The 22,763-nt window shown below is 52.1% G+C and carries 19 protein-coding genes; 15 read left to right on the top strand and 4 right to left on the bottom strand.

The window, feature by feature from the left end; translation table 11 throughout:
- Nucleotides 1–60: 60 nt before the first annotated feature.
- The 5 genes from clpP to ACT3TC_RS12490 all read left to right on the top strand — a co-directional run bounded on the left by clpP (nt 61) and on the right by ACT3TC_RS12490 (nt 7,061).
- Entirely contained in the window at nt 61–678 is a 618-nt protein-coding gene (gene clpP / locus ACT3TC_RS12510) for an ATP-dependent Clp endopeptidase proteolytic subunit ClpP (RefSeq protein WP_172118800.1), read from the top strand.
- Between the two features lie 74 nt (nt 679–752).
- Nucleotides 753–2,033 carry an ATP-dependent Clp protease ATP-binding subunit ClpX gene (gene clpX / locus ACT3TC_RS12505; RefSeq protein ID WP_172118799.1) on the top strand — a complete coding sequence of 427 codons (1,281 nt, stop codon included), beginning with the start codon at nt 753–755 and terminating at the stop codon, nt 2,031–2,033.
- 183 nt (nt 2,034–2,216) lie between these two features.
- The gene (gene lon, locus ACT3TC_RS12500; protein WP_172118798.1) at nt 2,217–4,631 is read left to right on the top strand and encodes an endopeptidase La; all 2,415 of its coding nucleotides are present in this window, start codon (nt 2,217–2,219) and stop codon (nt 4,629–4,631) included.
- A 192-nt stretch (nt 4,632–4,823) separates the two neighbouring features.
- On the top strand, nt 4,824–5,096 hold the full coding sequence (locus tag ACT3TC_RS12495) for an HU family DNA-binding protein (protein ID WP_444640259.1): 273 nt from the start codon (nt 4,824–4,826) through the stop codon (nt 5,094–5,096).
- A 147-nt stretch (nt 5,097–5,243) separates the two neighbouring features.
- Entirely contained in the window at nt 5,244–7,061 is a 1,818-nt protein-coding gene (locus ACT3TC_RS12490; protein WP_444630004.1) for a SurA N-terminal domain-containing protein, read from the top strand.
- A gap of 67 nt (nt 7,062–7,128) precedes the next feature.
- Here the strand turns inward: ACT3TC_RS12490 and ACT3TC_RS12485 are convergent, their stop codons facing one another.
- Both ACT3TC_RS12485 and ACT3TC_RS12480 read right to left on the bottom strand, forming a co-directional pair.
- Complete coding sequence (locus ACT3TC_RS12485; RefSeq protein WP_444640258.1) at nt 7,129–7,899, bottom strand: UDP-2,3-diacylglucosamine diphosphatase; 771 nt, start codon at nt 7,897–7,899, stop codon at nt 7,129–7,131.
- A gap of 15 nt (nt 7,900–7,914) precedes the next feature.
- Nucleotides 7,915–8,415 carry a peptidylprolyl isomerase gene (locus tag ACT3TC_RS12480; protein ID WP_087111461.1) on the bottom strand — a complete coding sequence of 167 codons (501 nt, stop codon included), beginning with the start codon at nt 8,413–8,415 and terminating at the stop codon, nt 7,915–7,917.
- A gap of 155 nt (nt 8,416–8,570) precedes the next feature.
- On the opposite strand from ACT3TC_RS12480, the gene ACT3TC_RS12475 reads away from it, so the two are divergent.
- From ACT3TC_RS12475 to ACT3TC_RS12430, 10 genes are all read left to right on the top strand, one after another.
- Nucleotides 8,571–10,250, top strand: a complete 1,680-nt coding sequence (locus ACT3TC_RS12475; protein WP_444640257.1) for a glutamine--tRNA ligase/YqeY domain fusion protein — start codon at nt 8,571–8,573, stop codon at nt 10,248–10,250.
- A 10-nt stretch (nt 10,251–10,260) separates the two neighbouring features.
- Nucleotides 10,261–11,655 carry a cysteine--tRNA ligase gene (cysS, locus tag ACT3TC_RS12470; RefSeq protein WP_444640256.1) on the top strand — a complete coding sequence of 465 codons (1,395 nt, stop codon included), beginning with the start codon at nt 10,261–10,263 and terminating at the stop codon, nt 11,653–11,655.
- Between the two features lie 112 nt (nt 11,656–11,767).
- Nucleotides 11,768–12,679 carry a glycine betaine ABC transporter substrate-binding protein OsmF gene (gene osmF / locus ACT3TC_RS12465; RefSeq protein ID WP_193054606.1) on the top strand — a complete coding sequence of 304 codons (912 nt, stop codon included), beginning with the start codon at nt 11,768–11,770 and terminating at the stop codon, nt 12,677–12,679.
- A gap of 3 nt (nt 12,680–12,682) precedes the next feature.
- Nucleotides 12,683–13,879, top strand: a complete 1,197-nt coding sequence (locus ACT3TC_RS12460) for an ABC transporter permease (protein ID WP_172118791.1) — start codon at nt 12,683–12,685, stop codon at nt 13,877–13,879.
- Nucleotides 13,876–14,841, top strand: a complete 966-nt coding sequence (locus tag ACT3TC_RS12455) for an ABC transporter ATP-binding protein (protein ID WP_172118790.1) — start codon at nt 13,876–13,878, stop codon at nt 14,839–14,841. The genes ACT3TC_RS12460 and ACT3TC_RS12455 overlap by 4 nt, the downstream gene beginning before the upstream one ends.
- Before the next feature lie 13 nt (nt 14,842–14,854).
- Nucleotides 14,855–15,613 carry an ABC transporter permease gene (locus ACT3TC_RS12450; RefSeq protein ID WP_193054613.1) on the top strand — a complete coding sequence of 253 codons (759 nt, stop codon included), beginning with the start codon at nt 14,855–14,857 and terminating at the stop codon, nt 15,611–15,613.
- A 207-nt stretch (nt 15,614–15,820) separates the two neighbouring features.
- A complete protein-coding gene (locus ACT3TC_RS12445; RefSeq protein WP_444630018.1) occupies nt 15,821–17,023 on the top strand; it encodes a thiamine pyrophosphate-dependent dehydrogenase E1 component subunit alpha in 1,203 nt (400 codons plus the stop codon).
- 1 nt (nt 17,024) lies between these two features.
- Entirely contained in the window at nt 17,025–18,002 is a 978-nt protein-coding gene (locus tag ACT3TC_RS12440) for an alpha-ketoacid dehydrogenase subunit beta (protein ID WP_444630002.1), read from the top strand.
- 18 nt (nt 18,003–18,020) lie between these two features.
- Entirely contained in the window at nt 18,021–19,295 is a 1,275-nt protein-coding gene (locus tag ACT3TC_RS12435) for a 2-oxo acid dehydrogenase subunit E2 (protein ID WP_444640255.1), read from the top strand.
- 20 nt (nt 19,296–19,315) lie between these two features.
- Nucleotides 19,316–21,163: a protein kinase domain-containing protein gene (locus ACT3TC_RS12430; RefSeq protein WP_444640254.1), complete on the top strand. Its 1,848-nt coding sequence runs from the start codon at nt 19,316–19,318 to the stop codon at nt 21,161–21,163.
- Nucleotides 21,164–21,212: 49 nt separating this feature from the next.
- Here the strand turns inward: ACT3TC_RS12430 and ACT3TC_RS12425 are convergent, their stop codons facing one another.
- Both ACT3TC_RS12425 and ACT3TC_RS12420 read right to left on the bottom strand, forming a co-directional pair.
- On the bottom strand, nt 21,213–21,824 hold the full coding sequence (locus ACT3TC_RS12425; protein ID WP_444640253.1) for an ABC-type transport auxiliary lipoprotein family protein: 612 nt from the start codon (nt 21,822–21,824) through the stop codon (nt 21,213–21,215).
- Nucleotides 21,821–22,762, bottom strand: coding sequence for an MlaD family protein (locus ACT3TC_RS12420; RefSeq protein WP_172118784.1), 942 nt, complete (start codon nt 22,760–22,762; stop codon nt 21,821–21,823). Before ACT3TC_RS12420 ends, ACT3TC_RS12425 begins: the two co-directional genes overlap by 4 nt.
- Nucleotide 22,763 lies beyond the last annotated feature (1 nt).

Here is a 22,763-nt window from a genome sequence, read left to right as displayed (position 1 = left end):
TCAGCGCGGCGCACTGTTCTCGGTGCGCCTTTCCCTTATCGGACGCAAGGAATCACCCAAATGAGTGGATTTGATATTCAAAACGCCGGCGGTTTAGTGCCCATGGTGGTTGAGCAGAGCGCCAAAGGGGAAAGAGCCTACGATATTTACTCGCGTCTGCTAAAAGAGCGTGTCATTTTCCTGGTAGGCCCTGTTGAAGACTACATGGCTAACCTTGTGGTCGCTCAGATGTTGTTCCTTGAGTCGGAAAACCCCGACAAGGATATCCATCTTTATATCAACTCGCCGGGTGGCTCGGTAACGGCAGGCATGTCGATTTATGACACCATGCAGTTTATCAAGCCCGATGTATCAACCGTATGTATTGGTCAAGCGGCCAGTATGGGCGCGCTGCTTTTAACAGCAGGCGCAGCAGGTAAGCGTTACTGCTTGCCTAATTCACGGGTCATGATTCATCAGCCGCTGGGAGGGTATCAAGGTCAGGCATCTGATATTGAAATCCATACCCGTGAGATTCTGGGAATCCGCGAAAAGTTGAATCAGATTCTTGCGTATCATACCGGTCAGGATCTGGAAGCGGTTGCCCGTGATACCGACCGTGACAACTTCATGAGCGCCAATAAAGCTCAAGAGTATGGCTTGATTGACGCAGTGCTGGATAAGCGGCCTACATCCTGATAGCGTGATGAGGTTTTGCTTTTCTAACGAGCTTTTATGGCGGTGCAAGCCGCCGCAGTGACAGAGGTACGCTAATGGCCGACGGCAAAGGCAAGGATGAAGGTGGTAAATTACTTTACTGCTCGTTCTGTGGAAAAAACCAGAACGAAGTACGTAAACTGATTGCTGGCCCGTCCGTATATATCTGCGATGAGTGTGTCGACTTGTGTAATGACATCATTCGCGAGGAAGTTCTCGAAGCCGATGCCGAGAGCGATGAGGAGCGTTTACCTACGCCTCGCGAAATACGTCATACCCTGGACGATTACGTCATTGGACAAGACCGCGCCAAAATGGTGCTGTCCGTAGCGGTTTATAACCACTACAAGCGTCTGAGACCGGACGTACGTGAAGGCGATGTTGAATTAGGTAAATCCAATATTCTGCTCATCGGCCCCACTGGTAGTGGTAAGACATTGCTAGCGGAGACCATGGCACGTTTATTAAACGTACCTTTCACCATTGCGGATGCAACAACGCTGACCGAAGCGGGTTATGTGGGTGAAGATGTTGAAAACATCATCCAGAAGCTGCTTCAAAAGTGTGACTACGATGTAGAGAAGGCCGAGCGCGGCATTGTATATATCGATGAAATTGACAAAATTTCTCGTAAGTCCGACAACCCGTCTATCACGCGTGATGTATCGGGTGAAGGTGTACAGCAGGCGTTGCTCAAACTAATCGAAGGCACGACGGCTTCTGTGCCGCCTCAGGGTGGCCGCAAGCATCCGCAGCAAGAGTTTGTTCAGGTAAATACCGGTAACATACTGTTTATTGTAGGCGGCGCTTTCGCGGGTCTGGACAAGGTTATACGTGACCGGGCTGAAAAGGGCGGAATCGGTTTTAACGCCAGCGTTAAGAGCAAAGAGTCAGCACGTGGTGTCGGTGAGCTGCTTGCAGACGTTGAGCCGGAAGACCTGGTGAAGTTCGGTTTGATTCCAGAGTTTGTTGGACGTCTACCGGTCATTGCTACGTTAACGGAGCTTACCGAAGACGCGCTGATCCAGATTTTGACAGAGCCCAAAAACTCGCTCATCAAGCAGTATGGAAAGCTCTTCGAAATGGAAGGCGTGACGCTTGAGTTTAGAGACGAAGCGTTACGAGCGGTTGCTGCGAAGGCGATGGAGCGGAAGACAGGTGCACGCGGCCTGCGCTCTATCCTTGAGTCGGTATTGCTTGACACCATGTATGAAATTCCATCACTGGAAAATGTCAGCAAGGTGGTTATCGATGCATCGGTAATCGCAGGTGAAAGCGAGCCGCTCTTGATGTATTCAAAGCAGGAAGATGCTCGCGTTGATGGCACGGATGGCTAGTAATAGGCCAACGGCGTGACTTCAGCCGCTTGCGCTAAACCAAGGGGTCGCCTAGGCGGCCCCTTGTTGTTCATGGGTGTCACTGCGTAGTTTGCTCTACACTGCGTAGTACTTTTCATACAGTGATGTACTTGTCTTGGTGTTCCATCAAGTACTCTTCCGATTTGTTGAGGAACGTCTGCGATGCAGCAGAACGCCGAACAGACTCAATGTCTACCTTTATTGCCGTTGCGGGACGTCGTCGTGTATCCGCAAATGGTTATCCCTCTGTTTGTAGGGCGTGAAAAGTCGATTCAGGCGCTTGAAGCTGCGATGGAAGCTGATAAGCGCGTATTGCTAGTGGCTCAGCGAGAAGCTGCCCAGGATGAGCCGGACAATGCCGACCTCTACGCCATGGGCACTGTGGCGGACATTATGCAGCTGCTCAAGCTTCCCGATGGCACTGTAAAAGTGTTGATTGAAGGCAGCTTTCGCGCGGATGTACTGGACATCGAAGAGAACGAAGCGGGCTATACGCAAGCCCATCTTTCTCCTCGAGAGAGCGAGCCCTTAACCAGCCGCGAGCAGGAAGCGCTGGTACGCGTGCTGCTTAATCAATTCGAGCAGTACGTTAAACTGTCGAAAAAAGTGCCCAATGAGGTGCTTAACTCGCTTTCCGGGATTGAAGATCCAAGCCGGCTAGTGGACACCATCTGTGCTCATTTATCGCTAAAAATTGGCGATAAACAGGAGCTTTTAGAGATGGATCGGGTGCGCGATCGTATTGAGCACCTGATGGCCTTAATCGAATCTGAAATTGATCTGCTTCAAGTAGAAAAGCGCATCCGCTCACGTGTTAAAGAGCAGATGGAAAAGACCCAGCGTGAGTACTACTTAAACGAGCAGATGAAAGCCATTCAGAAAGAGATGGGCGAGCTCGACAACGTACCAAATGAAGCCGAAAAGTACGAGAAAGCGATCAAAGAGTCGGGCATGCCACAAGAGGCTGCCGATAAAGCGACTCAAGAGCTGAACAAGCTGAAAATGATGGCTGCTAACTCTGCAGAATCGACCGTCGTGCGCTCCTACCTGGATTGGCTGATAGCGGTCCCTTGGAAAAAGCGTACTCGCGTGAAGCATGATCTTGTGAAAGCGCAAGAAGTGCTTGATGAGGACCATTACGGCCTCGAAGAGGTAAAAGCACGTATCCTTGAGTACTTGGCTGTACAAAAGCGCGTACGCAAGATGAAAGGCCCTGTGCTGTGCCTGGTAGGCCCACCTGGGGTGGGTAAGACCTCGCTGGGCCAATCTATCGCGCGGGCGACCAATCGCAAGTATGTACGCTTGGCATTGGGCGGAGTGCGGGATGAGTCGGAGATTCGTGGCCATCGACGCACTTATATTGGTTCATTGCCCGGTAAGCTAATGCAGCGCATGAGCCGTGCAGGTGTCAAGAATCCACTGTTCCTGCTGGATGAAGTGGATAAGCTCGGCATGGATCATCGTGGCGACCCAGCCTCAGCACTTTTGGAAGTATTGGATCCTGAGCAAAACAACAGCTTCAGCGATCACTACCTGGAACTGGATTACGATCTTTCAGAGACGCTGTTCATCTGTACGGCTAATTCGATGAATATTCCTGGCCCGCTTTTGGACCGTATGGAAATTATTCGTCTGCCAGGCTATACCGAAGATGAAAAGCTGGCGATCGCCAAGCGTTATCTGTTGCCGAAGCAACTCGCTGCCAATGGACTGAAGACAGATGAGCTGGCACTTCAGGATGATGCGCTGCTAGAGCTTATTCGCTACTACTCGCGTGAAGCGGGGGTGCGTGAACTTGAACGCCAGATTGCTAAAGTCTGCCGTAAAGTGCTTCGCGAGCGCTTGGAGCGTAAAGACCTCGAAGAGACGCAAACCCTTTCTGCTGAGCAAATTGAAGCCTATGCCGGCGTACGACGTTACAGCTACGGGCTGGCTGAGCAGGACGACCAGATTGGCCGTGTAACAGGGCTTGCGTGGACATCAGTCGGTGGAGAGCTTCTCAGCATTGAGTCTGTGGTGACGCCAGGTAAAGGGCGAATTAACAAAACGGGCTCGCTCGGCGATGTAATGAAAGAGTCCGTTAGTGCCGCACAAACCGTTGTTAAGGCGCGTGCTCACGGGTTCGGTATTGACCCTGCGCGTTTTGAGAATGAAGACCTGCATATCCATGTGCCAGAAGGGGCTACGCCTAAAGATGGCCCCAGTGCTGGTGTCGCGATGGTAACGGCTATGGTGTCGGCTTATACGCAGCGTGCAGTGCGCTGTGATGTAGCGATGACCGGTGAAGTTAACCTTCGGGGCGAGGTGTTGCCGATAGGCGGCCTGAAGGAGAAATTGCTGGCAGCCCGTCGCGGTGGTATAAAGACCGTCTTGATTCCTGAAGAAAATCGTCGTGATCTCAAGGAAGTACCGGAAAATATCAAGGGTGCACTTGATATTCGTCCGGTACGCTGGATAGATGATGTATTGGCGGTGGCGCTAGTGAGCGATGAAAACGATGAGGGCACGTCTTTAAAAAGTGCTGAAAAGGGTGCTAAAACATCGTTTACTTCCTCCACCGTAGCCAATACACACTAATATTAAAGCCATTGGTCTTTAATGTTTACTTAAAGAATTTGCCCAAAGCCTTGTGCAGCGGGCATTCCACGGTGTGTTTGCTTGACAGGTGTTTCAAGGCATTGCTATAAAACGCAGCTATGCTTTGAGGTTGTACCTTCTGGTGGCCATGCCGTACAGAGCCATTTTTTTGAAACAGTTAAGGGGTGAAGTGTGAATAAGTCTGAGCTGATTGAAGCCATTGCCGCGTCTGCCGATATTCCTAAAGCAGCGGCAACCCGCGCATTGGATGCCATGGTGGAGTCTGTCACCGATAGCCTCAGAAAAGGTGAAAGCGTTTCACTGGTAGGTTTTGGTACCTTCGCTATTAAAGAGCGTGCTGCACGTACTGGCCGTAACCCGCAGACGGGCCAGCCTATCGAAATTAAAGCGGCGAAAGTACCTGGCTTCAAAGCAGGCAAGGCGCTGAAAGACGCCGTTAATTAATTGTTCTGTGTTTATGTAATCTAATGGGCGCATCGCATCCGCGATGCGCCCATGTTATTTTTTGGCCTGGTATTTAAGGGGTTATCCGAAAACGATTTCGGGCAACGTGAAGGTTTATTTATATGGCTGTGTTTATCTGAGGCTAGCATGCTGCAAAGTATTCGAAATGGCTCCAGAAGCTGGGGCGCCAAAATTATTATCGGTCTCATGGTGGCTGCCATGGCGCTGTTTGGGGTGGAATCACTGTTTAGTGTGTTTGGCAGCGATCCCAATGAAGTCGCAAGTGTCAATGGCCAGCCCATCATGCGTCAGCAGGTTGAGCTGGAGGTGCAGCGAGCGCTTCGGTCAGGCCAGGTTCCGCCGGAACAAGAGCGTGCGTTGCGCAATGATATGCTGGACCAGTTGATCACCCAGCAACTGCTTACTCAGTACGCTGATGACGGCGGGTTCTACGTCTCCGATGCACAGTTAGACCAAATTATTGTAGGCCTCCCCGAGTTTCATGATCAAAATGGTCATTTCTCGGCCGACATTTTCCGTAACCGGCTAGCGGGTGCAGGCTATTCACCTCTCTCGTTTCGTCAGGACTTGCGCGTCGACATTAAGCGTCAGCATTTGCAGCAAGGCTTGGCATTCAGCGATTTTAGCCTGCCCAGCGAACAGGCTCGTTTGGCCGAGTTACAAAATCAGCAGCGCAGTTTTCGTTATGTGCTGATGAACAACGACGACGTAGATGTTGATATCAATGTCACCGACGAGCAGGTACAGGCTTACTATGATGCCCATCAGGAGCGTTTCGAGCGGCCTGAGCAGGTACGCGTTGAGTATGTGCTGATTGATCGCCAAGCCATGGCTGCTGAAAGTGAAATTGATGAAGAGACGCTTCGCCAGGCGTGGCGTGAACAGAATCAAAATGCAGATCGGCGTATTTCACATATCATGGTGACCTTTGGTGATGAACGTTCCCGTGAAGAAGCACGCAGCATTGCTGACACTGCTTATGATGACCTGGAAGATGGCGAATCCTTTGCTGATACGGTACTCCGCTACTCTGATGACACAGCAAGTGCCGAGGAAGGAGGCGATCTAGGTACGATTTCGCGCGGTATTTTCGGCAATGCATTTGATGAGGCTGCATTCTCTCTTGCTGAAGGCGAAACGTCGCAGGTCGTTGAAGTTGATGGTGCCTTCCACATTCTGCGAGTGACCGATGTTGATGCCCCCTCGTTTGAAGAGCAGCGCGACACTCTGCGTCAAAACGTGGCGTTAGGAGAAGTTAACGATACGTTTAACGCTAACGTCCAGCAACTGATTGACCAGAGCTTTGCTGCGGACGATTTGCAAAGCGTCGCTGATGATATTGGTTTAACGTTGACGCAAACCGATTGGCTCGCGCGTGGTGAAGGCGAAGGCGTTCTTTCGGAGCCGGGCGTGCTGGATGAAGCCTTCAGCGAAGAGGTGCTGACGGATGGCTATAACAGTGAAGTGATTGAGCTCGACGATGATCGACGCTTGGTCTTGCGTGTGGCCGAACACCGTGAAGCGACGCTGATAAGCCTGGATGACGTTCGCGATGAGGTAGAGCAGTCCGTTGCCGCCCAACAGCGTCAACAAGCCATGCTTGAGCAGGCTCAAGCAATGACCTCTTCGCTTAATGCGGGTGAGACGCTCGACGTCAATTGGCTTGAAGCCACTAACGTTAGTCGTCAGCAGAATAGTTCTTTACCTCAAGGGTTGGTGTCGGAAGTCTTCCGTATGCCGAATCCGGATGAAGGTGAAAGCCAGTACCGGGCTGTTACGCTGTCGCAAGATGTTGCGGTTATCGCGTTGGATGACGTATCGGCAGGCGAAGATAATGATCAAATAGCGGGTTTTGTCGCGCAAATGGCTGAGCAGTTAAGAGCCCAAGCGGTGATCCAGGGCTTGATTGACACCCTGTATCAGGATGCGGATATCAAGCGCTAACGTTGTCAGGTATGAATAAAAAAGCCGATCATCGATTGATCGGCTTTTTTGTGTTTGCTGAAGGCAGTTACGCCGCGGGCGGCGTGGCCAAGGAGAATTGACGCAGCCTGGGTTCAGGGCGGTCAGACTCCTCGATAATCACGTCCCAGCCGTGCTGGTCATCCCAGTCACCCAGTACAAGGCGTTTAGCAGGTACGTCTTCCACCGTAAGATCATGAACCTTAGGGCGGTGTGTATGGCCATGGATCATGGTGGCAACGCCATAACGCTCCATCAGTTGTACGACTTCAGCATGGGTCACGTCCATAATCGCTTCTGCCTTGTTTGCGTTGGCATCGCCTGATTGCATGCGTAGGCTTTTGGCAAGCTCCAGGCGCTGCTCAAGAGGCAGCGCTAGAATCTGTGCTTGCCATTCAGGATTGCGCGACTGCTGCCTGAACGCCATATAGGCTTCATCCTGGGTGCACAGGCTGTCGCCATGCAACAGTACAAGCGGCACGCCCTCCAACTCCACTTCCTGCACATCGGAGAGCAGTGTTGCCTGGCAGGCATTAACAAACCGTTCGCCCAGCAGAAAGTCACGGTTGCCATGAGACAGATAAATAGCCGTGCCGTCATCGCTCAGCTTGCGTAAGCGTTGGATGACTTCAAGCGCCACGGCGCTAAGGGGATGCTGAGTGTCGAGTAAGTCATCACCCATCCACGCATCAAAAAGATCACCCAAAATATAAAGGGCGCTTGCGCCCTGGGCAGTTTGTTCCAGATAGCGATAAAACCCCTGATTGATCTCAGGGGTGTCGCTGCTTAAGTGCATGTCAGCTACAAGCAGTGTGCGCATGATGCTCCCGAAGAGTTATTCTGCTTCTTTTACATAAGCACGCTCAATGATCACATCTTCCGCAGGCACATCCGCATGCATGCCACGGCGTGTTGTGCTCACACCCTTAATGGCGTTGACCACGTCCATACCATCAACTACTTCACCAAAAACAGCGTAACCCCAACCTTGAAGGCTTTTTCCGCTGTGATCCAAAAAGCCGTTGTCGCCAACATTAATAAAAAACTGGCCAGTCGCCGAATGGGGGTCTTGCGTTCGAGCCATGGCAAGCGTGCCGATGGTGTTCTTTAAGCCATTATCCGCTTCATTCTCGATCGAATCACGTGTCGGCTTCTGGTTGAAATCCTGATCAAAGCCACCGCCTTGCACCATAAACCCGTCAATGACGCGGTGAAACAGTGTGCCATCGTAAAATCCATCACGAACATACTGCTCGAAGTTAGCCGCTGTTACCGGCGCTTTTTCATGATTAAGCGCGATAGTGATGTCACCGTGGTTTGTCTGTAATACGATCATGAATAAATTCCTGTTCAATGAAGACGTTCGCCTTGGCGCTGTGCATCGGCGTCACGCTATAATAGCGGTTTTGCTTGGCACCGCGAAGCGCTAACCTAATAGCGTAGGCAGAGGTTGCCTGGCACGCCATCCACCACGAGGTTTTCAACACCACCATGACCAACGAGACCACCCCAGCGCCGAACTTCATTCGCAACCAAGTACGCGACGAGATCGAGGGCGGCCAGGTCACAAAAATCGTGACGCGTTTTCCCCCAGAGCCGAACGGTTTTCTGCACATCGGCCACGCAAAGTCGATCTGCTTAAATTTCGGATTGGCGGAGCAAATGGGTGGTGAGTGTCATCTGCGTTTTGACGACACCAACCCGGCGAAAGAAGAGCAGGCTTATATTGATGCCATCAAAGAAGACGTCAGTTGGTTAGGTTTTAGCTGGGCGGGCCCGGTTCGCTTTGCTTCTGACTACTTTGACCAGCTTTATGCCTGGGCACAGCATTTAATTCGCGAAGGCAAAGCCTACGTGGATGATCTCACGCCCGATGAGATCCGTGAGTATCGCGGTACGCTAACCGCTCCTGGCAAGCCAAGCCCTTACCGCGAACGTAGCGTTGAGGAGAACCTGGATTTACTCGAGCGTATGCGTGTTGGCGAATTCGGTGAAAGTGAAAAAGTGCTACGTGCCAAAATCGATATGGCATCGCCTAACATCAACTTGCGCGATCCCATCTTGTATCGCATTCGTCATGCGAATCATCACCAAACCGGCGATAAATGGAAGATTTATCCTTCCTACGACTTCACTCATGGGCAGTCGGATGCGATCGAAGGTATCACTCACTCAATCTGTACGCTGGAATTTGAAGACCACCGTCCGCTATATGAGTGGTTCCTGAATAATCTCCCGGTTCCCGCCAAACCACGTCAGATTGAGTTTGCGCGCTTAAACCTGGATTATACGCTGACCTCTAAACGCAAATTGAAGCTGTTAGTGGACGAGCAGATCGTAGACGGCTGGGATGACCCACGGATGCCGACGATTTCCGGCATGCGCCGCCGTGGTTATACCGCCGCCTCTATTCGTAAATTCTGCGAAATGATCGGCGTGACGCGTGCCGATGGCGGGCTTGTCGATATCGCCATGCTGACCCACGCTATTCGCTCGGACCTTGAAGATAACGCGCCGCGTGCCATGTGCGTGCTGAAACCGCTCAAGGTCGTACTGACTAATGTGGCAGAAGACCACGAGGAAGTGTACGACGTGCCGGGGCACCCCGCGCGTGACGACATGCCGACGCGTAAGGTACCGTTTGGTCGCGAGCTGTACATCGACCAGGATGACTTCATGGAAGATGCACCCAAGAAGTTCTTCCGCTTGGCGCCAGGCAAGGAAGTTCGCTTGCGCAACAGCTACGTCATCCGGTGTGACGAGGTGATCAAGAACGACGCCGGTGAAGTGGTTGAGTTGCGCTGTTCGGTGGACTTCGACACGCTCGGCAAAAATCCGGAAGGGCGCAAGGTGAAAGGCGTGGTTCACTGGGTCAGCGCCACTCACGGTGTGCCCATGGAAGTGCGTCTGTATGACAATCTGTTCATGGTCGAGCAACCGGACCGTGACAAGGATGTCGATTTCCTTGAGCACCTGAACCCAGAATCATTGGTCATCTGCCAGGCAATCGGCGAGCCAAGTCTGGCCAAAGCCGTGCCGGAAGATCGTTTCCAGTTTGAACGCATGGGTTACTTCTGCGCTGACCGTCATCTCTCCAAGCCGGGGCAACTGGTGTTTAACCGTACCGTAGGGTTGAAAGATAGCTGGGCGAAAATCAAACAGAAAGGTTAAGGATCGTCATATGCAAATTTACAATACGCTGACGCGTCGCAAGGAGCCATTTACGCCGCTGGTCGCGGGTAAGGTAAGCATGTATGTCTGCGGCATGACGGTGTATGACTATTGTCACCTTGGCCACGCCCGCGTCATGGTCGCATTTGATGTCATTACTCGCTATTTGCGCCACCGTGGCTATGACGTTACCTACGTGCGTAACATCACCGATATCGACGATAAAATCCTTAAGCGTGCTGAGGAGAATGGTGAAAGCATTACGGCGCTAACCGAGCGCATGATTGATGCCATGCATGAAGACGAAGCGCGGCTGAACGTGCTGCCACCCAGCCAAGAGCCTCGTGCAACGGGGCATATTGGGGATATCGTCGGCATGATCGAAACGTTGATCGGAAAAGGTTTTGCCTATCCTGCCGGAAATGGCGATGTGTATTACCGGGTGCGCAAATTCGCCACGTACGGCAAGCTCAATAACCGTCAGCTAGACGATATGCGTTCAGGTGCGCGGGTTGATGTGGATGTTCATAAAGAAGATCCGCTTGATTTTGTGCTTTGGAAAGCGGCAAAACCGGGTGAGGCGCACTGGTCATCACCCTGGGGCGATGGCCGTCCTGGCTGGCATATCGAGTGCTCGGCCATGTCGACCTGCTGTTTGGGGGATACCTTTGATATTCACGGTGGCGGGCCCGATTTGACCTTCCCGCACCACGAAAACGAAATTGCTCAGTCAGAAGCCGCGACGGGGAAAACTTACGTTAACACCTGGATGCATGCGGGCGCTGTCCGTGTGGATCAGGAAAAAATGTCGAAGTCGCTAGGCAACTTCTTCACCATCCGAGACGTATTGGCCGAGCATGATCCGGAAGTGGTGCGTTACCTGTTGGTCGCCAGCCATTACCGGAGTGCGATTAACTACTCGGTTGATTCCCTCGTAGAGGCGCGTAAATCGTTAACGCGCCTTTATACCGCGCTGGATGGCGTCGACACTGCGGCCCAAATGGATGAAGCCGCTAGTCCTTATCGTGACCGCTTCACCCAGGTCATGGACGATGACTTCAATACCCCGGAGGCGCTCGCTGTACTATTTGAGTTGGCGCGAGAGGTTAATCGTGCCAAAAGCGATACACCTGAAAAGGCCGTGGGGCTGGCTGGTGAATTAAAACAGCTCGCTGGTGTGTTGGGGCTTCTCACGCAAACGCCTGCCGCGTTTTTAAAAGGCTCTCAGTCGCAAGGGGTAGCGCTTAGCGAAACGGCTATCCAGGAAAAAATTGCCCAGCGTCAGGCAGCGAAAGCGAGCAAGGATTTTGCTCAGGCAGATGCCGTTCGTGATGAGTTGGCGGCGCTAGGTATCGTGTTAAGAGACTCACGTGAAGGAACTACGTGGGTCATTGAATCTCCTTAGCAAGAGCCGGTGTGCCAGGCGTCGCTATAGCGGCGTCTGGCAGCCACTCAAATGCCACTTATACTAGTAATGCCTCCCCTCACTAAAAGACGTCTACTAAAGGATTGCCAAGATGCGCTTTACTATCAAATCTCTGCTATCTGTCGCTGCCCTGTCGTTGACAACATTAAGCCAAGCGAATGCCAATGAGCCCGTTGTCGTTGCCTCCAAAATCGACACGGAAGGGGCGGTGCTGGGTGAGTTAATCATTCAGACGCTAGAGCGCAACGGCATACCAACGCAAGACCGCCTTCAACTGGGTGCTACGAATGTGGTGCGTACCGCGCTAACTGCTGGAGAAATTGATCTATATCCTGAATACACCGGAAACGGTGCTTTCTTTTTCGATATGGCGGATAGCGATGTATGGAAAGATGCTGACCAGGCACATCAAACCGTACGTGAATTGGATGCGCAAAATGGGTTGGTATGGCTAACGCCTGCGAGCGCGAATAATACCTGGGCCATGAGTATTCGTCAGGATGTTGCAGATGAGCATAATTTGAAAACACTGGATGATCTTACTGCTTATATTGCCGATGGCGGCGATTTCAAATTTGCGGCTAGTGCAGAGTTCGTTGAATCCGCTCAGGCGTTACCCGCTTTTCAAGAGGCGTACGGATTTGAGTTAACGGATGAACAACTGCTGGTGCTTTCAGGCGGTAATACAGCGGCTACAATGCGTGCCGCGGCTCAACAAACCAGTGGCGTTAACGCAGCGATGACCTATGGCACGGATGGCGGCTTAAGTGCCCTGGGCCTGGTGGTATTGGAAGATTCGAAAGGCGTTCAACCTGTCTATCAGCCCGCACCGGTCGTACGAGAAAGTATTCTTGAAGCCTATCCGGATATCGAGCCGCTGCTTCATGATGTATTTACAACCCTGGACGAGGTAACGCTGCAAGCGCTTAACGCGGATGTAGCCGTTAACGGTTTATCGGCAAGTCAGGTCGCTAACGACTATCTCGACCGTTTGGATAACTAATAAATGTCGCTTTTGGATGCGCTGCCCACGCCTCGTTTGGGGCGTGGTGGTTACCCTAATGCTGTTTTAATCAGTTTAAGTGTGGTGATGCTGGCAGCGGTTTGGGGGGTGGATACCGTCAGCGTTGCACCTAACCGAATTGTGCAAGGAGAGAGTGTTAACGTTCAGGGCGCCTTCGGCTGGCCCGGTGCTGTGCTTGTCTCATTACTGGTCATTGCGTTGGGAAGCCTGGCGTATCAGCCCAGCCGTACCCACTATTGGGCGGCCTTGGGCGTAGTGGTATTACTACTGACGCTGATGCCGTTTGGATTAATGGTCGCCAGCCACTTTTTAATAGACCCAGAGCTTCCTCAAGCGCGATTAGGCATCGGGGGCGGTTATTGGGTTGTCTTGTTTATCTCATTGTTAGGTATCGTTGAACTACGCCTGCGGCTTGGTTTAAAACGTTTATGGCCGGTTCTCATATTGTCAGGCGTTGGACTGATTTGGTGGCTTTGCGCGTGGCTCTGGTTAAGCGACTTGGCTCTGGTTCAGGAATTTAAAGCGCGGGATCATCAATTTATACAGGCGATCAGGCAGCATATTTTCCTGGTGAGCACCGCTGTGAGTATGAGTGTGGTAATGGGCACGCTGCTTGCCCTGTTGATGCGTCGCTTTGCCAGGCTGCAAAAGGTTGCTTTTGCGCTGCTTAATTTCCTCCAAACCATCCCTAGCCTGGCACTCTTTGGCCTTTTGCTGGCGCCGCTGGCGTGGCTTGCCGCCAATGTGCCTTTCCTGGCTAAGGTTGGGGTGAGTGGAATTGGTAATACGCCCGCGCTGATTGCGCTGGTGGCTTATAGCCTGCTGCCCATGGTGCGTAATACCTACACTGCCTTGGAAGAGGTCAGTCCGGATACTCTGGAAGCCGCAAGCGCCATGGGCATGCACCGTATTCAGCGGTTTTGGCAGGTTCGCCTGCCCTTGGCTCTGCCTGTGCTGTTGGAGGGTGTGCGTATTACGACGGTTCAAGCCATTGGGCTCACGGCAGTAGCGGCTTTGATTGGCGCAGGGGGCTTAGGTACCTTCATCTTTCAGGGGCTAGGCCAGGCCGCCATGGACATGGTGCTGCTGGGTGCACTGCCCATTTTGATATTAGCTTTGTTAGTGGATGCGGGCCTGGGTGCCTTGGCAGAAGCACTGCGCCCAGGAGGCGTCCAATGATCAAACTTTCACACGTCTCAAAGCGTTTCGGTGCTGAAACGGCAGTTGATGCCATTAATCTAAAAGTGGAAAAAGGCCAGTTTTGTGCGCTGGTAGGTACCTCTGGCTGTGGCAAATCGACCACGTTGCGCATGATCAATCGCTTAATCGAAAAAAGTGATGGTGAGATTACTCTGGATGGCCAGGCCATTGAAGCGTATGACCCGGTCAAGCTGCGCCGCCGGATCGGATATGTGATTCAAAGCACGGGCCTATTCCCTCACTGGACGGTTGCTCGCAATATTGGGCTGGTACCACGCCTACTGAAATGGCCTGCGAAAGATATTCAGGCGCGGGTTGAGGAGCTAATGGGCTTGCTTGGCTTGCCGGTTGCTGAGTTCGCACATAAATATCCGCATCAGCTTTCTGGTGGGCAGGCTCAGCGCGTAGGTGTTGCTCGCGCCCTGGCGGCTGATCCGGATATTTTATTAATGGATGAGCCTTTTGGCGCGCTGGATCCTATCACGCGCGTCAAGTTGCAGGATGAGCTGGCAGGCCTTCAGGCGCGGTTACATAAAACCGTTGTGTTTGTCACACATGATATGGATGAAGCGCTTAAGTTGGCTAATCATCTTGTCGTTATGCGCGATGGCCATATCGTGCAGCAGGGGACACCGCTTTCACTATTACAGCACCCCAAGGACCCTTTTGTTGAATCGCTTTTGGGTGGGCTTGAGCGTGGTTTAAAGCAAGCGGCCTTAACGCGAGTCAAGGACCACATGTCTTCGATGGGTCCAACATTACCCTCGCAATTTCGTATACCCGCTGACTTTTCGTTGCGCCAAGCGCTTTCCATGATGCTGCGCGACCATACGGATCGTCTTGCTGTAGTCGATCAGCAGGATGTTCCAATTGGCGAGCTTTCTCTGCGCAAGATAGTAAAAGAGGCCCAGTTGGAAAAAGGAAGCATGCGTGAAGCCTGATGTGAAGCGTGTGATGCGTTCGACCCAAGTCACCGCAAAGACGGTCTGGTTGTGGCCATTCTTATGGGGCACGCTGTTGGCTGTCTGTATCGTGGGAATACCGCACGCCCAAGGTATCTTTCAATGGATAGAGCCGGATGTTCGGCAGGTTATCTATCAACGTACACCTTTTTATGTGTTGCTTGAGCGCCATGTGCTGGTCGTTGGAGTTGCCGCGATTGTCACTATTAGCCTGGGGGTTGGCGCAGGTATTGCGGTAACGCGTCGAAAAGGGCAGGATTTTTTGCCGTTAGTGTCGCAACTTGCATCACTTGGACAAACGTTTCCCCCCGTGGCGGTATTGGCATTAGCCGTGCCGGTACTGGGTTTTGGCACCTTGCCCATTATTGTAGCGTTGATGCTTTATGGCCTGCTGCCGATTGTACGCAATACCCTGGCAGGGCTTCAGGATGTTGATAAAGATATTAAAACCGCAGCCCGTGCGGTGGGGCTAACACCCCTCCAGGTGCTTTACCAGGTAGAGCTGCCCTTGGCTGCGCCCGTCATATTGGCGGGTATTCGTACCTCGGTGACTATCAATATTGCGACCGCTGCACTCGGTGCCACGGTGGGCGCCAGTAACCTCGGGGACCCGATCATTGCCGGCATTATTAATAACAATATGGCTTACGTCCTTCAGGGTGCCTTGGTGATTGCGCTTCTGGCGCTTACGGTTGATAGCATGTTTGATGCACTTCAAACCAGGCTGCGCTTACGACTCTCTTCTTCCTAACGCCTTGCTTCTAAACCGCCATCTCCTTGAACCGCTCCAGAATATCTTGTCGTCGTTGGTCTCTTCGTCTTAAGTGGTATGCCTAAAGTCCTTGTGCTGCGTTACTGTCGTAGTCGTTGCGTTGACTGAAACCAGATAAATCCACTGGCATAAACAGTCATCTCCGACAATACTGCCTTCAAAAGAGGCATAACAAGGACAATAATGATGATTCGCTACGTACACCAGCCGACGTTTCTGACGGGCGATGAGCTTTCCATCTCCACCTTCAGCTTGCTCGACCCTGAAGGCGAACTTTATAGCGGTGCCGAAGCGCCTGCGCTAGAGCGTGAACATGCACGCAGGCTCTACCAGGCCATGCTATCCACTCGTATTCTTGACGAACGTATGATGGCCGCACAGCGCCAGGGGCGGCTTAGCTTCTACATGCAGTGCGTAGGAGAAGAAGCGGCGGTGGTGGGCGCCACCGCCGCCCTGGACGATGCGGATATGATCATGGCGCAATACCGTGAGCAGGGTGCGCTGATGTATCGCGGTTTTTCTATTGATGAGTTTATGAACCAGCTATTCGGCAATGAGCTGGATTATGGCAAGGGCCGCCAAATGCCGGTTCACTACGGTTCGCGTAAACTTCACTACATGACGATTTCGTCACCCTTGGCTACCCAAATCCCCCAGGCAACCGGCTATGCCTACGGTCAAAAACTCGCAGGCGATGAGCAGTGTACGTTGACCTTTTTTGGCGAAGGCGCAGCGTCAGAGGGTGACTTTCATGCGGCGCTTAATATGGCCTCTGTCCATAAAGTGCCCGTCATCTTTTTCTGCCGTAATAATGGCTATGCCATTTCCACTCCTGCCGTTGAGCAGTTTGCCGCGGATGGCATTGCACCACGTGCGTTTGGTTATCACATGCACGTTATTCGTGTAGATGGCAACGATGTACTTGCCGTATACGAAGCCACTCGGCAAGCGCGCAAGCTGGCGGTTGAGCATAATCACCCGGTGCTGATTGAGGCGATGACGTATCGCCTTGCCGCCCACTCATCCTCTGATGATCCTTCTGGCTATCGCTTAAAAAGCGAAGAAGAGACATGGCGCCTCAAGGACCCCGTGCTGCGAATGCAAAAATGGATGTTGAAAAAAGGTTGGTGGAGCGAAGAGGAGGAAGCCCAGCAGCAGGAATCACTGCGCCGTGATGTGCTTGAAACCATGAAGCGTGCTGAAAAGCGGCCTCCACCCTCATTGGATAGCCTGGTAAGTGATGTTTATGCCGATGTAACCCCAGCGCTTCAACGTCAATTCGACCAACTTAAAAGCCATATTCGTCGCTACCCTGAGGCGTACCCCCAAGGCGCTCGGTCGTTAGACTTGACCGTGCAGACGCCCACTGACTCTAAAGGGGAGGCGTAACATGCCCACGATGAACATGTTGCAGGCCATTAACAATGCGCTGGATATTGCCATGGCGGAGGATGAAAAGGTCATTTGCTTTGGCGAGGACGTCGGCATTTTCGGTGGTGTGTTTCGCGCCACCAGCCATCTACAGGAAAAATACGGTAAAGCGCGGTGTTTTAATACGCCCCTGGTAGAGCAAGGCATTATTGGCTTTGCCAACGGTTTGGCAGCACAGGGTTCGGTGCCTGTCGCCGAAATCCAGTTTGCCGACTATATCTTTCCCGCGTTTGACCAGATTGTTAACGAAACGGCCAAGTATCGTTATCGTTCAGGCGACTTGTTTAACGTCGGCGGACTAACGATCCGTACCCCGTACGGTGGGGGGATATCCGGTGGGCTTTATCACTCTCAGTCTCCGGAAGCCTACTTTACCCATACGCCTGGGATAAAAGTGGTGGTGCCGCGTAATCCCTACCAGGCAAAAGGCCTGTTGCTGGCTTCCATCCGCGATCCAGATCCGGTGCTTTTTTTAGAACCCAAGCGTCTTTACCGTGCTTCAGTGGGCGAGGTGCCGGAAGAGGATTATCAGCTGCAGATAGGTGAAGCAGACATCATCAAAGAGGGCAGCGATATTACCCTGGTAGGATGGGGCGCCCAGATGGAGGTAATTGAAAAAGCAGTAGAGCTTGCTGAAGCGCAAGGCATTGCCTGCGAAGTGGTTGATCTGCGCTCCCTGCTTCCCTGGGATGCCGATACCGTTGCTGAGTCTGTACTAAAAACAGGTCGGCTCGTCATCAGCCATGAGGCACCGCTAACCGGAGGTTTTGCCGGCGAAATAGCAGCGACCATTCAAGAGCGTTGTTTTCTCTATCTCGAATCGCCGATAAAGCGGGTGACCGGGCTGGATACTCCTTTCCCCTTGGTGCTGGAAAAAGAGTATTTTCCCGATCATTTGAAGATTTTTGAAGCGATTCGTGAAAGCGTTAATTTCTAGCGCCCAAGGAGAAGAGCAATGAGTGATTTTAAATTGCCAGATATTGGCGAAGGCATCGTTGAGTGTGAAGTCGTGGAGTGGCGGGTTGCGGAAGGTGATCATATCGAGGAAGACCAGCCCATCGTTGAGGTAATGACCGACAAAGCGCTGGTGGAAATCACTGCCCCTGAAGCGGGTGTGGTAACACGGCTTTATGTGCCACAAGGGCAAATTGCCAAAGTGCATGCTCCACTCTACGCCTACCAGGGCTTGGATGAGAACGAAGGGGAAGGAGGCCGCTCTGTTTCGCATCATGCATCGTCAATAAGCGAGCTACCGGATGTGCCGGATGACGCTGCTGAGTTACCCGTCGCTACGCCGCCTAGTAACCCGGCTGCACAGGGAGCTTATGGAAAAGTGCCCGCGAGCCCCGCGGTAAGGCGGTTAGTACGAGAGCATGGGTTAACAATTACCGAGGTGGCTGGCAGCGGCAAAGAGGGCCGAGTGCTTAAAGAAGACGTGCTGGCGCATATTCACCACAACGAGATAGAGCCGTCGATAGCCAAGCCAACGCCTACTATCAACGAGGCGCACAACCCAGAGCAAGACGCGCCACGTATAGAGCCCTTACGGGGCGTGCGTGCTGTGATGGCAAAACGCATGGTTGCCTCTGCAACGACTATTCCGCATTTTCACTATGGCGAAGAGCTTGATGTTACTGAGCTATTGGCGCTACGCGAGCGGCTAAAGCCACAGGCAGATGCTCAAGGGCAGCGCCTTACGCTGATGCCCTTTTTTATGAAGGCGTTAGCACTCGCCTTGGCCGAAACGCCGATACTTAATGCGCAACTCAATGAAGCCGGTGATGAGCTTCACTACTATCCTCAGTGCAATATTGGTATGGCGGTAGATAGCAAAACCGGATTATTAGTGCCCAATGTTAAAGGCGTTGAGCGTTTGACGTTACTTGATATCGCTCGTGAAGTGGGCCGCTTGACCGTTGCTGCACGTGAAGGCCGTGTCGACCAGGCTGATCTAAAGGGAGGGACGATCAGTATTTCCAATATCGGTGCCCTGGGGGGGACTTATGCCACGCCTATTATTAATGCCCCCGAAGCGGCTATTGTTGCGATAGGCAAAATGCAGTGGCTGCCGCGTTTTGATGAGCAAGGCGCCGTTCAGCGCCGCGCCATTATGACAATTACCTGGGCAGGAGATCATCGGTTCATTGATGGCGGTACCATTGCGCGCTTTTGTAATACATGGAAAGGCTTTTTGGAAGCGCCTGAAACCATGCTGCTTTATTTGGGATAAACGCACGCTTAGGACACAAGATGCCGCAGGCGCCGTTACAGCAATTTTATATACCTGAAGAGCAGTCGGTCTATCTGCTGAGCCATAATGATGCGCAAAAGCTTAAAGACTGGGTAGCGCTCTGCCAGGCCCAGCTTAGTCAGCTTGGGTATCAGGGGATTGAGCTGATTGGCAAAGGCGCCTACGGTTTTGTGTTTTCTGGCAGCGTGCCCAGTGGCAATACGCTGGCGCACTACGTGTTCAAATTTTCTCGCATTACGCTGCCTACACACTTACAGGAACGTCTCGAAGAAGAGGCGTTTATGCTGGATCAAGTGTCCCATGCTCGCATTCCCAAGTTAATCACCTACCAGCGCGCAAGAGGTCAGTCGATTTTAGTCATGGAGCGCGCACCCGGTTGGAACCTAGAGCAGATATCCCTCAAAAGAGGACGTTTGTCACCACGCTTGATTATGCGTATAGCGCGTCAGCTTGTTGATATTTTAATCGCGCTTCGCCGCGACGCTGGGCCCCATGGCCGGCCAGTGGTACATGGCGATATCAAACCCTCCAACCTGGTCTTCGACCCTGACACGGAGTCTATTGCACTGATTGATTGGGGGTCATCTGTTTTTGCTCAATTGGATGCTCAACTACAGTTTGTTGGGGCGAATGTGATGGAGCTGATGTCCGATAACCTGCAGCAAACCAACGCACGTTTGGGTGACGTCTATTTTATTGGTGAAGAGCAGCTAAACGGTGCGCTCTCTTCGCCACGTTTTGATGAACAGGGCGTGGCGGGCACGTTGTATGCGCTGGCATCAGCACAGTCGTGCCGGTTTGGCCATCGCGCTATTCCTGCAAGCTCCCTGGGGTTGCCTATGGAATTTGCCCGTACATTGGATGGTATGCTGGACCCCGACCCACAGGTTCGCCTTACCGCCGGCAGCTACTTTATCGATACAATGCCGCGCATGGCAAACGTGGTAATGCTTGATTTTCCCCCCAGCCCCGAGGCGCCTCTTGTGCCCGTATGGGTTCGCCCTGTGCAGCAGGAAATTGATACCGTGGTGTATAGCTCTCGCAAGGCGTTTCTGCGAGAAGCCAGCGTTGAGGAAACGCTTAACGAGGTTAACGATGTACAGCTGGACCGTTACTATAAACAGTTTATGCAGGGGATGGGGGAGACAGAAAAAGCGTTTTTAGCCTCGGTAAGTCGGCTGGGTAAATATCCGGTAGTAGGAGGGCTGGCCGTACGTTGGGAGCGCGAAGGGGTATATATTGATTCTTCCCTTAACTTGCATGACCCAGACGTGAAGCCCGCCTTTATTGAAGCTGTTAATAATACGGTTCACTTGGCGCGCGCCATTCATCGCCAAGGCGTTTTCAAAAGCTGCTTATTTAATGCGCGTCAAACGCTGCATATAGAGCGGGAAACGGAGCGTGAGCCGTTTTACTGCCAGCCAGATATGGCGATTAACTACGAAATGAGCGCGGTGCCAGAGCTGGAGGATCGGAGCCGCCAGCATAGTTATTTTGAAGATGGGCCCGATCCGGAAGAGCTATTGATATTGCCCGCCGAGATTATGACGATCCTGCAGCAACTTAACGATATTCATCATACCGGAATGATTATCTTCGAGGCGCTCCCTCAGCATCTTAAAATACATAGTTATTACCGACTGCTTGACCCCGCAAGAGAGCGCGAGTTTCAAACATTGCTTACCCATATTTTAGGCGCGGTTAACCAGATCCAGGGGTTGGGCGTTTCTGGTTTTATGAAGATGCCCTATAAGGACACCCGCTTTTTTACCCATCTGGAGCGGCAGCCCGAGCGCTACTACCCACAAAATCCACGAGAACACGTTAAAAACATAAAAGCCTGCTGATCTCTTACGGATAGACATCAGCAGGCTTAAAGTGGCGTCAGACAGTGGTCTAAAAAGAAGACCTGTTGGCTTGCAGCCATGTGATCAGCTGTTCAACCAGTGTGTCGCTTGCGCGGCCAAAGGCGTCGACCACTGAAGATATATCAACATCGGTTGCCTGGCTGGTTGTGGTAAACGTGCGGTAAGCAATAGGCATTCGGTCATGGGTGTTTACAAGCTGGACATCGAGCTGAATAACGGCATTAGGACGCCCATTTTCATACTCACTTTGAAAACTACGCAGTGAGCTAAGTAGCTGCAATTGAGAAGGCAGTTGATCGGTTCCGACATTGCCAAAGAGCTGACTTTGTTGCAAACCTTCTATTAACCGTGATTGAACGAGAGCGGGAGTATCTTCATACCAGCGAGCGCCTTCATACACATTAACGATATTTTTTTCCGGATAGACCACGATGCGATTACCGCTCAGCAGATATCCGGCTTCTGGCGTAGCAATGCCCAATGTTTCAGTCGCTGCATTGGTGGGCATGTTTATGCCAGGCACGTTAGTGGAGGGGAGGCGATAAAGCGTCGCCGGGTCGTTTTTAGGGACGATGGAGCACCCAGCGCTCAACAAGAGTACGGATACAGTGAGTACGGCAAAAACAGGGCGTAAGTTCATGGGCTAAATTCCTTTATCTGGTCCCGGCCCAACAAGAATTCAATTGGGTTTTCATCCAGTTCACGGGCGATACGATCCAATGAGTTAAGCGTTGAACGCAAGGAAGAAAGCGCAGGACCAATATCGCGGGTGCCTTGCAAGGTACTATCAACTGCGTCAGCATTTTGCTCTATCAGTTGCTCCATCCGCTGCGCTGCGCGGGCGATATCCTGGCTGGCATTGGCAGCATTTTGCATAACGTTTTGTCCATCTTGTTCGAGCAGCTGGGTAACTTGCTCACTCAGTACGTTAATACTGGCCATCGTGGTGGTCGCTTGGCGTGATGCAGTGCCTAATAGGGCTAAGTTCTCTTCAAACGCTTCACGCTGTGACGCTATCATTTCGGTAATTTGGTCTATATTCGTCAGTACGTTACTTGCATTCTGACGATTACTATCATCGAAGAGGTTATTCACATTGGCCAAAATTGAATTAATGTTATCAACCACTTCTTTACCCTCTTCTAAAAAAGTGGAGAGCGGGGAGGGGTCTGCATGAATAACGGGTATTTCATCACCCGCATGATCAATTAACGCAGGACTATCCGGTGTTCCACCGTAGAGCTGTATCGACATGCTGCCAGTAATACTCGCAAACGCTAGCTGCGCGTGAGTATCTTCTTTGACGGGGGTATCTTTTTCGACACGAATTTTGGCAATAACCTGACGAGGATCTGCAGGGTTGAGATTCAGCGTTGTTACATCGCCTACTCTGATGCCGTTATATTGCACTGCACTTCCTACTGTTAGCCCGCTAACGCTGCGTTCAAACAAGACACGGTACGTTTGATAGTCGCGCTGACCCGCTGCATGGCTGATCCAGAGCGTAAATAGCAGAGCCGCTGCCGCCGTTATTACTGTAAATAAACCAATTAGAACGTGATGAGCGCGTGTTTCCATG

This window comes from Halomonas sp. AOP27-A1-41 (genome assembly GCF_052378605.1).
Lineage (GTDB): Bacteria > Pseudomonadota > Gammaproteobacteria > Pseudomonadales > Halomonadaceae > Vreelandella > Vreelandella citrativorans.
Note: the sequence above shows the minus strand (reverse complement) of the source record. Positions and strands in the feature narration are given on the sequence as shown.